The organism is Microbacterium sp. SCN 69-37 (assembly GCF_001724435.1).
Classification (GTDB): Bacteria; Actinomycetota; Actinomycetes; order Actinomycetales; family Microbacteriaceae; genus Microbacterium; species Microbacterium laevaniformans.
Genome location: NZ_MEEL01000061.1, coordinates 1 through 10,767, shown reverse-complemented (window position 1 = coordinate 10,767; position 10,767 = coordinate 1). Strand labels below are relative to the sequence as shown.

Annotated in this window: 13 protein-coding genes and 2 pseudogenes; 4 read left to right on the top strand and 11 right to left on the bottom strand. The window is 67.9% G+C overall.

The features are described 5' to 3' along the window. Positions 1-2,067: bifunctional acetaldehyde-CoA/alcohol dehydrogenase (gene adhE, locus ABS64_RS14280; RefSeq protein WP_292684404.1), on the bottom strand; the 2,067-nt coding region annotated here is incomplete at its 3' end. A 193-nt stretch (positions 2,068-2,260) separates the two neighbouring features. On the opposite strand from adhE, the gene nrdI reads away from it, so the two are divergent. Continuing rightward, entirely contained in the window at positions 2,261-2,701 is a 441-nt protein-coding gene (gene nrdI / locus ABS64_RS14275; RefSeq protein ID WP_005049028.1) for a class Ib ribonucleoside-diphosphate reductase assembly flavoprotein NrdI, read from the top strand. A 9-nt stretch (positions 2,702-2,710) separates the two neighbouring features. On the opposite strand, the gene ABS64_RS14270 is transcribed toward nrdI, so the two are convergent. Genes ABS64_RS14270 through ABS64_RS14260 form a run of 3 tightly spaced genes read right to left on the bottom strand, consistent with a single transcriptional unit; the run spans position 2,711 to position 4,772 of the window. After that, on the bottom strand, positions 2,711-3,910 hold the full coding sequence (locus ABS64_RS14270; RefSeq protein ID WP_036286557.1) for a cation:proton antiporter: 1,200 nt from the start codon (positions 3,908-3,910) through the stop codon (positions 2,711-2,713). 4 nt (positions 3,911-3,914) lie between these two features. Next, entirely contained in the window at positions 3,915-4,301 is a 387-nt protein-coding gene (locus ABS64_RS14265; protein WP_036286560.1) for a hypothetical protein, read from the bottom strand. 45 nt (positions 4,302-4,346) lie between these two features. Next, entirely contained in the window at positions 4,347-4,772 is a 426-nt protein-coding gene (locus ABS64_RS14260) for a hypothetical protein (RefSeq protein WP_061681754.1), read from the bottom strand. 151 nt (positions 4,773-4,923) lie between these two features. On the opposite strand from ABS64_RS14260, the gene ABS64_RS14255 reads away from it, so the two are divergent. Continuing rightward, entirely contained in the window at positions 4,924-5,088 is a 165-nt protein-coding gene (locus ABS64_RS14255) for a hypothetical protein (protein ID WP_005049019.1), read from the top strand. Here the strand turns inward: ABS64_RS14255 and ABS64_RS14250 are convergent. From ABS64_RS14250 to msrB, 3 genes are read right to left on the bottom strand one after another with little or no spacing between them, the layout of a single operon-like run. Continuing rightward, entirely contained in the window at positions 5,054-5,518 is a 465-nt protein-coding gene (locus tag ABS64_RS14250; RefSeq protein WP_036286566.1) for a hypothetical protein, read from the bottom strand. The genes ABS64_RS14255 and ABS64_RS14250 overlap by 35 nt on opposite strands. Positions 5,519-5,578: 60 nt before the next feature. Next, positions 5,579-6,127 (bottom strand): peptide-methionine (S)-S-oxide reductase MsrA, encoded by a 549-nt coding sequence (gene msrA, locus ABS64_RS14245; RefSeq protein WP_016465389.1) that lies wholly within the window; start codon positions 6,125-6,127, stop codon positions 5,579-5,581. After that, positions 6,124-6,603 carry a peptide-methionine (R)-S-oxide reductase MsrB gene (gene msrB, locus ABS64_RS14240; RefSeq protein WP_005049012.1) on the bottom strand — a complete coding sequence of 160 codons (480 nt, stop codon included), beginning with the start codon at positions 6,601-6,603 and terminating at the stop codon, positions 6,124-6,126. Before msrB ends, msrA begins: the two co-directional genes overlap by 4 nt. Positions 6,604-6,785: 182 nt before the next feature. On the opposite strand from msrB, the gene ABS64_RS14235 reads away from it, so the two are divergent. Then, a complete protein-coding gene (locus ABS64_RS14235; RefSeq protein WP_036286571.1) occupies positions 6,786-7,394 on the top strand; it encodes an HD domain-containing protein in 609 nt (202 codons plus the stop codon). A gap of 31 nt (positions 7,395-7,425) precedes the next feature. Here ABS64_RS14235 and ABS64_RS14230 read toward each other — a convergent pair whose 3' ends face one another. The 3 genes and pseudogenes from ABS64_RS14230 to ABS64_RS14220 all read right to left on the bottom strand — a co-directional run bounded on the left by ABS64_RS14230 (position 7,426) and on the right by ABS64_RS14220 (position 8,483). Continuing rightward, positions 7,426-7,566: a hypothetical protein gene (locus tag ABS64_RS14230; protein ID WP_231477127.1), complete on the bottom strand. Its 141-nt coding sequence runs from the start codon at positions 7,564-7,566 to the stop codon at positions 7,426-7,428. Positions 7,567-7,859: 293 nt separating this feature from the next. Then, a pseudogene (locus ABS64_RS14735) lies at positions 7,860-8,048 on the bottom strand (NAD(P)-dependent oxidoreductase); the annotation flags it as partial. Between the two features lie 99 nt (positions 8,049-8,147). Continuing rightward, positions 8,148-8,483: a hypothetical protein gene (locus ABS64_RS14220; protein WP_292684393.1), complete on the bottom strand. Its 336-nt coding sequence runs from the start codon at positions 8,481-8,483 to the stop codon at positions 8,148-8,150. Between the two features lie 58 nt (positions 8,484-8,541). On the opposite strand from ABS64_RS14220, the gene ABS64_RS14215 reads away from it, so the two are divergent. After that, positions 8,542-9,699, top strand: a complete 1,158-nt coding sequence (locus ABS64_RS14215; RefSeq protein ID WP_036284757.1) for an IS30 family transposase — start codon at positions 8,542-8,544, stop codon at positions 9,697-9,699. A 78-nt stretch (positions 9,700-9,777) separates the two neighbouring features. Here the strand turns inward: ABS64_RS14215 and ABS64_RS14210 are convergent. Continuing rightward, positions 9,778-10,668: pseudogene (locus tag ABS64_RS14210) on the bottom strand (glycosyltransferase family 2 protein); the annotation flags it as partial. Between the last annotated feature and the right edge of the window lie 99 nt (positions 10,669-10,767).

Sequence of the window (10,767 nt, the reverse complement as noted above, 5' to 3'; positions counted from 1 at the left end):
GCTGCGCTCGATGTTCTCGAAGATGAGCTTGATCGCGTGCAGGCACAGGCCGTCGGTGTAGTCGTTGGCGTAGACGGAGACGAACGCCTCGGTGGCGTGGGTCAGGGCGTCGAAGCCGGCGTCGGCGACGAGGAAGCCGGGCAGCACCTTGGTGAGCACGGGGTCGATGATCGCCACCGACGGGGTCAGGGCGTAGTCGGCGAGCGGGTACTTCATGCCCGTTTCGTCGTCGGTGATGACGGCGAACGGGGTCATCTCGCTGCCGGTGCCCGACGTGGTCGGAATGCAGACGAGCTTCGCCTTCTTGCCGAGCTCGGGGAACTTGAACGCGCGCTTGCGCACGTCGAAGAATTTCTCGCACATGTCGGAGAACTCCACCTCGGGGTTCTCGTACAGCAGCCACATCACCTTGGACGCGTCCATCGGTGATCCGCCGCCGAGGGCGATGATCGTGTCGGGCTGGAACTGACGCATGAGGTCGGCGCCGGCGCGCACCTCGGAGACCTTCGGCTCCGGCTTGACGGTGTTGATCAGCTGCACCTGCACGCGGTTGTCACGCCGGTTCAGCACATCCATGATCTTGTCGACGTAGCCGAGCTTGGTCATGGTCTCGTCGGTGACGATGGTCACGCGCTCGACGCCGCGCATGTCGGCGAGGTAGCGGACGGCGTTCGGCTCGAAGTAGGTCTTCGCCGGGATCTTGAACCACTGCAGGTTGTTGTTGCGACGCCCGATGCGCTTGACGTTCAAGAGGTTCACCGCCGAGACGTTGTTGGAGACCGAGTTGTGTCCGTAGGAGCCGCAGCCGAGGGTCAGCGACGGCATGAACGCGTTGTAGATGTCACCGATACCGCCGAGGGCCGACGGGCTGTTCTCGATGATGCGGACGGCCTTGACGACCGCGCCGAACTGAGCGATGACGTCCTGGTCGTTGGAGTGGATCGCACCCGAGTGGCCGAGACCGTCGAAGTCGACCATCTGGCGCGCGAGGTCGATGCCCTCCGCCGGCGTCTGGGCGCGCAGCACGGCGAGCACCGGCGCGAGCTTCTCGCGCGTGAGAGGCTCCTGCGGGCCGACGCTGCCGACCTCGGCGAGGATGATCGACGTGTTCTCCGGAACGGTGAAGCCCGCGTGCTCCGCGATCCACTGCGGCGACTGGCCGACGACGGTCGGGTTCAGCTTGGCGCCGGCACAGTTCTCGCTGTCGGCAGTGACGCCGAAGATGAATTCCTCGAGCATCCGCTTCTCGTCCGCGGTGGCCATGTAGGCGTGCAGTCGCGCGAACTCGGCGAGCGCCTCGGCGGCGATCGGCTCGTCGAGGATGACGGCCTGCTCGCTCGCACACACCATGCCCATGTCGAACGACTTCGACAGCACGATGTCGTTGACGGCGCGTCCGACCTTCGCGGTGCGCTCGATGAAGGCGGGCACATTGCCGGCGCCGACGCCGAGGGCGGGCTTGCCACAGGAGTAGGCGGCCCGGACCATCGCGTTGCCACCGGTGGCGAGGATGAGGGCCACGCCCGGGTGGTTCATCAGCTCGCCGGATGCCTCCATCGAGGGCTCCTCGATCCACTGGATGCAGTTTTCGGGGGCGCCGGCGGCGATCGCCGCATCGCGGACGATCTTCGCCGCGGCCACGGAGCACTTCTGGGCGGCGGGGTGGAAACCGAAGACGATGGGGTTGCGGGTCTTCAGCGCGATGAGCGACTTGAAGATGGCGGTCGAGGTCGGGTTGGTGACGGGGGTCAGGGCGCAGATGACGCCGACCGGGTCGGCGATCTCGGTGATGCCGGTGATCTCGTCGTGCGAGATGACGCCGACCGTCTTCTGGTTGATGATCGAGTTCGTCACGTGCTCGCACGCGAACATGTTCTTCACGGCCTTGTCTTCGAACAGGCCGCGGCCGGTCTCTTCGACCGCCATGAGCGCGAGTTCGCCGTGGAAGTGCAGGGCCGCGACGCTCGCCTTGCGGACGATGTGGTCGACCTGTTCCTGCGTGAAGGATGCGTACTCTGCGAGCGCGGCTTGTGCGCCTTCGACCAGAGCATCGATCGAGGTGGACATTGTGGGTTCTCCTACCCGGCGCGGACACGGTGTCCGCGTCATCGCTTTCCGGGTCCGAGGGCTCTCGGGCCTGTCTGAGATCAGTATGACATATGTGGTCTGACCACACAAGCGACGTGGATGCGGCCGCCGCCGAGGGTTTGTCACGCCGATGCGGCGAGCGGACGCGGCGGCATCCGATGAGACTGTCGACATGCGGAAGATCCCCGTGTACTACTACTCCTCCTCGTCGAACCTCACCGGCCGGTTCGCGGAGGCTCTCGCGCGGATCGACGGTCGGCGGGTGCTCAATCTCGCCCGCTCCGACGTGAGGCGCGGCGAGCCGAGCGGCCCCTGGGTCCTGCTCACGCCGTCGTACAAGGCCGGCAACGCCGACGAGGTCACCCTGCCGGCCGGCGTGCGGGCGTTCCTGCGCTCGCCCATGACGCGACGACGAATGGTCGGGATCATCGGATCGGGCAACCGCAACTTCGGCGACTACTATCAGGCCGCCGCGCGGCAGCTGTCACAGACGTCGGGGCGCCCCGTCCTGTTCGAGTTCGAGCTGGCCGGCACCCGCGAGGATGTGGAGCGGTGCGCGGCCATCCTTGCGACGCTGGATGCCGCGCTGGACGAGGTCCGCAACGCAGGTTGAACCAGCCGATCAGGTCGGCGGGCGCCCCGAGCGCGTCACCGACCCGGGCGCGGCGCCCGCTGCCTGCGTTCCCGTCGGCGAGAACGACGCGCGGCCCGACGCGACCGCGGCGGCGGCCGCGAGGGCTCCAATGGTGATGATCGCGCCGAGCACGAGCGCAGCCTGCTCCCCCGCGGCGAGCGCGCCCGTCTCGGCGCCGATCGTCGCTGCGGCGATGGGAACGCCGAGTTGCGCCGCCGCGATGACGGCCCACAGTGGATGCTGGTGCATCAGCGCGCCGACGAGGTGCGCGATCAGTGCACCGACGCCGAGCAGCAGTCCGAGCAGGAGGTACGACGGCGACGCCAGGAGACTGCCCAGCGAGAGCGACGATCCCAGCCACACGAAGTAGAGCGGCGACAGGAACCCCTCCGTCACCGCGAACAGCTGGCGCGCGAGCCGCCGCGGCTCGCCGGCGCTGGCAACAGCCAGGCCCCCGGCGAACCCGGCCAGCAGCACGGAAACGTGCGACACCGTCGCGAGCGCGCCGAGGCTGCAGACGAGGATCAGGCTGACGCGCAACTCGATCGCAAGCTCATGCGCTTTGCTCGTCTCGCGCAGACGCTTCCACCGGTCGCCACGATCCGCCCACCTCAGGGCGAGGGCGAGCAGCGAAGCGACGGCCGCGATCCCGAGCGCACCGACGGCGGCGACCGGTGCGCGCTCGGGATCCATCGCCAGCGGCAACGCGACGATGCAGGCGGTGTCGGCGATCGCGACCTGCGCGATCGTGGGCAGGAGCTGCGCACCGCCCAGGCGCGTCTGCTGCACGGCCGGCAGCACGAGCGCGGCGGAGGAGGAGGCCATCACGACGGCGTAGATGGCAGCGTGGCCCGTGTCGAAGACAGCGGCGAGGGCCCACCCCGCACAGGCCGCAGCGATGCCGACGACGATCGCGTGCAGCGCGCCGCGGCCGAGGGCGGGCCGCAGACGGGCGTCACGCAGAGGCACATGCGTCCCCGCGACGAACATCGTGAGACCGAATCCGAGCGTTGCCAGAAAGCTGAACGTGGCGTCGGTGGTGTCGACCAGATGCAGGCCCGACGCACCGATGATCATGCCGGCGACGAGCTCGCCGATCACGACCGGCACGCGCCATCGCGTGCCCGCTGACAGGAGGGGGCCGAGCAACGCGACCGCGCCGACGAGCGCGAGCGTCTCCAGGGTCATGCGCTCACGCCGCGGCGTCGGGGCCGACGATGCGGCACGGGATCTCGGTGTTCTCGTCGAGATACCAACTCGCGCAAACCCGGTGATAGCCGTCGGCGATCTGTGCGGGAAGACCGCGCGTGAGGTCCCCGTGCACGATAAGCACGGGCGACAACGGCTTTCCCGCACGGACCTTGCGGAGATCGTCGGCGACGTGCGGGTTGTCCGTGGGGAGAATCGGCAGACCCGCCGCACGGAGGATGTCCTTCGCCTTCTTCGTCACCGTCGCCCTTGTCCGCAGAGCGGCGATGAGAGAACCTGCGCGCTCAGGGGCGGCGATCAGGCGGAGATAGTCCTCCGCCGCGGGGAAGTCGTGCTCGTCGGGGTCGTTCTTCCAGATCGGGTCGGCCATGAGGACATTGTGCTCCGCGGCAGCGTCAGAGCCGGGTGCGACGCGTCATGAGTCGTGCGCGCGACGTTTCCCGTCGCGGTGCACGGCGAAGTCGGCGAGCGCCGTCGAAGTCGGCAGATCCACCCACAGCCGGAGGCTTCCCGGTCGGGACCCGACGCCGTTGATGAGAGCGGCGCCTCCGAGGCGGTGCAGGATCGGTGCGACCGAGACGGCGACCTCGTGCGGCAGTGAGCCGACACCTCGCCCGTTGGAGGAGACGGCGACCGAAGCGACGTCGTGCCGGGTCGGAGCGACGTGGCGCATGACGTAGGTGCGCCGCTCATCACCGCGCCGCTCGCGGTCGTTGACCAGGAAATGCGTCTTCTCGAGCGCGACCCGACGCGTCGCGAGCCCCCGCAGATCGGGCAGATCGTCGTGTCGGCTGACACGACCGGTCACGATGTGCAACATCTCTTCCCACCAGGCAGGCATGGCACCGTCCCTTCAGGTCGGTATGCCATCACCGCAGTGGAGCATGTCCCCACCATCTCACAGCGGCCTGTGGGAGTGCTGACCGCGCCTCTCGGGCGCCGGTCCGCACGATCCGGCCCGCCGGGCGGGAAAGGCGCGTAGGGTCGGGACCATGTGGACCGTACTCATCATCCTGCTCGTCGCCTGGGCAGTACTGTCCATCGTCGGCTTCGCCTTCCCGGGCCTGCTGTGGCTCGCCATCATCGGCATCGTGCTGTTCATCGGCACGATCGTCTTCGGCATCATCCGGCAACGTTCGCGCCGGCCCCGAAGCTGACCGAGGCGGCGAGGGCGACGACGGCCGCGGCTCGCTCGCGCTCGCTCTCCGCCGTCTTCTCGTCGCGCCGCGCGGCCGCATCGCGACGCTCGTGCGCGTGGTCACTGATGGCGGCGAGACGTTCGGCGAGCACGCTGCCCAGGCCGTCGCGGAGCTCTTCGAGAGTGGTGTTCGCGATCTCCAGCCGACGGTCGGAGACCGTGAGCTCGACCGTGGGATACCCCTCACGGACGAGGGTCTCCCGCGTCTCATCGCCGAGGATCTCGGCGATCTCCTCACGCTGCGGGCGCCGAGTGAACACCGCCTCGACGGTGTAGCGGGCGGGGGCGTCGGCAGTCATCAGCGCGGACGGCAGAGAGCCGACCAGCACCGATCCGAGGCCGAGGGGGGCGCTGGCGGACGAGGTCGTGGTCGTGCTCGGTGTACTCATGGCCTGACGGTACGCCCCGAAGATGTGCGGCTCACAGCTTCGAGGCGCACGGACCGTCGATCAGGCGTCAGCGCGGGACGGCAGCACCCAGCCCGCTCGCGGGAAGTGGCAGGTGTAGCCGTTCGGATAGCGCAGCAGGTAGTCCTGATGCTCGGGCTCCGCCTCCCAGAACGATCCAAGGGGCTCGATCGTGGTGACGGCGGGAGCCGGCCACAGGCCGGAGGCGTCGACGTCGGCGATGGTGTCACGAGCGACGCGCTCCTGCTCGGGCGTGACGGGGAAGATGGCCGAACGGTAGCTCGTACCGATGTCGTTGCCCTGGCGGTTCAGCGTCGACGGGTCGTGGATCTGGAAGAAGAACGCCAGGATGTCACGGTAGGTGGTCGCGCTCGGGTCGAACACGATCTCGACCGCCTCGGCATGACCGGGGTGATTGCGGTAGGTCGCGTGGTCGTTCTGACCTCCCGTGTACCCCACGCGGGTGCTGATCACTCCGGGCTGGCGACGGATCAGATCCTCCATTCCCCAGAAGCAGCCGCCCGCGAGAATCGCGGTCTCGGTGCCGGCCGGCTGGGTGATCGCTCCGGTGTCGCTGGGTCCGCTGGTCATGCTGCATCCTCCTCGGAAGTGGGGCTGTCGGGGGTGGGGAAAAGGCCGAGATACTCACCGTAACCCTGGTCTGCGAGCTCATCGACGGGCACGAAGCGCAGCGACGCCGAGTTCATGCAGTAGCGCAGTCCGCCCTCGGCGCGCGGGCCGTCGTCGAAGACGTGACCGAGGTGGCTGTCCGCGCCGGAGGAGCGCACCTCGGTGCGCGTCATCCAGAGCGTCCGATCGGTGGTCGTGACCACGGCATCCGGATCGATCGGGCGGGTGAAGCTCGGCCATCCCGTGCCGCTGTCGAACTTGTCGTTCGACGAGAACAACGGCTGCCCCGAAACGACATCAACGTAGATGCCGTCGTCGTGCAGGTTCCAGTACGCGTTTCGGAACGGAGGCTCGGTGCCCTCGTCCTGTGTCACGGCGTACTGCTGGTCGGTGAGGCGGCTGAGCGCCCCGGGCGTCTTGCGGTAGTCCTTCGACATGGTGTCTCCTCTGCGATGCCGCTGGCTGCGGCATCACTCGTTCCAACAGAGGATGCGCCCGATTTGGTCCCGTGAGGCTGGGCGCCGGCTGTGAGTTCTGGCCACCTTGTCTGGCAGGAATACGTCGAGGCTCGACCGGCCCCGGCATCCTCTGTGGGCGCGTCCGTCGCGAGACTGGATCCATGCGCCTCACCGACTTCCACGCACCCGACACCCTGGCTGCGCGCGGAGCGCTCGAACTCGCCCGCCAGTACCAGTCGCCCGCGATCACGGCCCACGCCCTGCGCTCCTGGCTCTGGGCCGAAGCGTTCGCGCGCATCGACGGCATCGCCGAGGTGGACCACGAGCTGCTCTACGTCGCCGCCGTGCTGCACGACATCGGCACCGTCACCGCGTTCGACAGCCACACCGTCTCGTACGAGCACGCCGGGGGTCACGTCGCTGTCGCGCTCGCGGCCGGGGCGGGGTGGCCGGTGGAGCGTCGCGCCCGCGCGCTCGATGTGATCGTGCGGCACAACTGGCCGCGGGTCGATCCGGCGATGGATGCCGAGGGATACCTCTTGGAGGTCGCGACCGGTCTCGATATCTCGGGTGCCCGGCCGGAGGCGCTTCCCGAAGCGTTTCGCCGTGAGGTGCTCGCGGTCTATCCCCGGGGAGCGCTCGCCGCGGAGTTCGGCGCCTGTGTGCTCGACCAGGCGGCACGCAAGCCCGACACCGCGGCACGACGCCTCGTCGACGGCGGCGTCATCGAAAAGCTCGCGGACAATCCGCTGGAACGGCTGTCGTTCTGACCAGCCTTCCGCGCCCGAGCGTGCGGATCGGTCAGCGCGGGACGAGGAGGTCGCGGCCGAAGCGGACCAACACGTCCGACCCGGCATACGAACCGAACAGCGGGATAGGCGCGTATCCCTCGCGCTGGTAGAAGCGGATCGCGTCGGGCTGAGCCGTACCGGTCTCCAGCACGAGACGTCGGCACCGAGGGGACGAGCCTGCTCCTCCAACTTGCGAAGCACCGCGCTGGCGATCCCGGAACCACGGACCGACGGCGCCGCACCCGGTTCGTGATCGTCGGAACCGTAGCGCGCGTCGAGCTCCTGGCGCTGGCCCTGTCTGAGGCGGTCAGCGTCGGAGTCGTCGAACGGGGTGAGCTCGAGAGTCCAGGGCCCGGGCGCTCGCGCATCGGCACGCGCCTGGAGAGCGGCGATGACGCCGATCATGTCGAGCTCTCCCCTGCCGTCGGCGACCGCGCTCTCGTAGAGCTCGCGACTGGCCGTGATCAGCGGGTGGGCGGAGCCGGCCGCGTCTGCCGCCGTCTCGGCGAGCCGCGCGTTCTTGAGCACGTCGGCGATCGCCGCCTGCGCCGCCAGGTCGCCGTCGGTAAGCTTCTGAGCCTTGCCCCACGATACGACCGACGCCATGGGTCCGGCGTCGAGCACGTCGCGCAGAACGTTCGCGTCGATGCCGGCGCGTTCGGCGAAGTGAAAGGCAGCCGACGACGACGAGATGTGACGCTACCCAGATAATTCCTTGCATCGGTTGAGACATTAGCGGGATCGCGTCGGTGTGAAACCGGCTCTTTGTTGCGTTCCCCATTCTGCTTTCCGCCGGGTGACGGCGCGGACGAGGCCGATGGTGCGCCACCACGCGTGGGCGGCGTGGAACCAGACGGGTTCGATGGCGCCGACAGCAAGCAGGTTGAGGACGTCTCGAGTCCTTGAGAACCGGTGGTACGCCGATTCTTCGAGGAGGACGGCGAGAGCGGAGTTGAGGAACCCGAGGCCCGCGGACGCGGCGACGACGAGCCAAAACAGGCTCCACGGGGCGAAGCCGAGCAGGGACGAAAGGAAAACCGTGGCGAACCCGACTCCCGGCGGATTCAACCGGTCAGCGCAATGAGTGCTGTGAGATGAAGCAGACGCTGATCTCGGGAGGCATTCGTTGCAGGGCAAGCATGGTCATCTCAGTCGTGAGCAGAAGCAGCTCGCGCTCCGTCTCCACTCGAAGGGGTGGCGGCTCATCGATATCGCCCGCGAGATCGGCTGCACGGCCCCGATGGTCGGCCGCATGGCGCGGGAAGGGCGTCACCTCGACGGGAAGCCGTTCGGCTGGGAGCCGCGCGAGGGGCATCTGACGGTCTTCGATCGTGAGGAGATCCTGGTTGGTCTCGCGCGCGGTGACACGTTGACCGCGATCGCGCTCGCCCTGGGACGGGCGGTGTCGACGGTCAGCCGCGAGGTCAAGCGCGGCGGCGGGCGGGAGGGGTACTCGGCGTGGCGGGCGCATGAGGACGCGCGAGAGCAGGCCCGCCGACCGAAGCCGTTCAAGCTTGACGGTGGACGGCTGCTCGAGGTTGTCGCGACGCAGCTGGAGCAACTGTGGTCTCCGCAGGAGATCGCCGCCCGCCTACGGTTGGAGCATCCCGACGACCCGGAGATGCACGTGAGTCACGAGACGATCTACCAGTCCCTGTTCGTGCAGGGACGCGGGCAGTTGCGCCGCGAGCTTGCCCGCTGCCTGCGGTCAGGGCGTGCGGCACGGAAGTCGCGGACCGCGACGGACCGGCGAGGCCGGCTGCCAGGGATGGTGATGATCAGCGAGCGCCCCGCGGAGGTCGAAGACCGCGCCGTGCCGGGGCATTGGGAAGGCGACTTGATCCTCGGTGAGAACAGTCGCAGCGCCGTGGGAACCCTCGTTGAACGCAGCACCCGCCTCACACTTCTGCTGCACCTGCCCGACGGGAAGAGCGCCGACAAGGTGGAGGCCGCAATGCGCGAGGCGATCACCGCGTTGCCGGCGTCGCTGGCGCGGACGATCACCTGGGATCAGGGCGCCGAGATGGCCAAGCATTCCGAGTTCACGACAGCGACCGGCATCCCGATCTACTTCTGCGACCCGCACTCCCCGTGGCAGCGCGGAAGCAACGAGAACACCAACGGACTGCTACGCCAGTACCTGCCGAAGAGCACCGATCTGAGCATCGTCACCCGCGCTGAGCTGACCGCGATCCAGGACTCGCTCAACGGACGACCACGCAAAACGCTCGGCTATCTGACACCATCGGAGAAGTTCACAGAACTCGTTGCGACCACCGGTTGAATCCGCCCCCCCGATGAGTGGACCGAGGTATTCGAAGAGGAGGAAGTAGGGCATTGCCAGTGTTCCGACTGCTCCGTACCGGGGATTGCCGAGCATCTTGCGGTGTTTGTGGAGGAGCTCGCCGAGGCCATGGGACCAGCGAGCACGCTGACGGGCGAGAGTGCGCAACGACCCGGGGACCTCCGTCCAGCAGACGGGGGTGGGGACGAAAGCGACTCGTGCATCCTTCTTTTGATCGCGGTAGTGGCGGTGGATGGCGATGACGAGGTCGGCGTCCTCGGCGAGGGTATGCGGGTCGAGCCCACCGACTGCGGAGATGGCGGAGCGGCGGAACAAGCCGAAAGCGCCCGAGATTATGAGGAGACCGTTAACGGCCGACCAGCCAGTCCGTCCGATGAGGAAGGCGCGCAGATACTCGAGGGCTTGGATGCTCTCCAGCCAGGTGCGGGGTGCTTGCACGTCCACGACGGCGCCGTGTTCCACCCGGGCCCCGTTGGAAGGCCGGACAATCCCACCTACTCCGACGAGAGTGGGATCGGCGATGAGGGGCTCGACGACGTACAAGAGGGCGTCCGGCTCCAGCAGCGAATCGGCATCGATCATGCAGATGAGTTCTTGGTCCGCGGCTCGAAGACCGGCATTGATGGCGTCACTTCGACGCCCGGTGCTTTCCTTGCGGATGACGGTGACTTCGCCGTTGCTGGTGGCCCAGATGTCGCCGATGGATCCTGCGTTCGTAGGGGTGGCAGTGAGCCGCGGGAATGCGCGGGTGAGCCCGAGGTGGTCGTGGAGAAGCTGGAAGGTCGCATCGGTGGAGCCGTCGTCGACGATGATGATGCGGACCACGGGGTAGCGAAGGTTGCGGAGGGCGTCGACGGCCGGGATGATGCCGGCTTCTTCGTTGTGCGCAGGGACGATGATGCTCACGCCGGGCGTTTGGGGGCTCTTCGGACATTCGGTGGGGGTCATGGTGTCGCGCGTCAGACTTTGTGGCAGGACCATTGATTGAGTCCTGAGCGGAGAGTTCGACATGGGAAGACCACCAGTGATCCCGGTGGAGAAGAAGAC

Coding starts and splice junctions, on each gene's coding strand:
- nrdI (WP_005049028.1), top strand. CDS start 2,261: ATGCGGAAGATCCCCGTGTACTACTACTCCTCCTCGTCGAACCTCACC.
- ABS64_RS14270 (WP_036286557.1), bottom strand. CDS start 3,910: ATGACCCTGGAGACGCTCGCGCTCGTCGGCGCGGTCGCGTTGCTCGGC.
- ABS64_RS14265 (WP_036286560.1), bottom strand. CDS start 4,301: ATGGCCGACCCGATCTGGAAGAACGACCCCGACGAGCACGACTTCCCC.
- ABS64_RS14260 (WP_061681754.1), bottom strand. CDS start 4,772: ATGCCTGCCTGGTGGGAAGAGATGTTGCACATCGTGACCGGTCGTGTC.
- ABS64_RS14255 (WP_005049019.1), top strand. CDS start 4,924: ATGTGGACCGTACTCATCATCCTGCTCGTCGCCTGGGCAGTACTGTCC.
- ABS64_RS14250 (WP_036286566.1), bottom strand. CDS start 5,518: ATGAGTACACCGAGCACGACCACGACCTCGTCCGCCAGCGCCCCCCTC.
- msrA (WP_016465389.1), bottom strand. CDS start 6,127: ATGACCAGCGGACCCAGCGACACCGGAGCGATCACCCAGCCGGCCGGC.
- msrB (WP_005049012.1), bottom strand. CDS start 6,603: ATGTCGAAGGACTACCGCAAGACGCCCGGGGCGCTCAGCCGCCTCACC.
- ABS64_RS14235 (WP_036286571.1), top strand. CDS start 6,786: ATGCGCCTCACCGACTTCCACGCACCCGACACCCTGGCTGCGCGCGGA.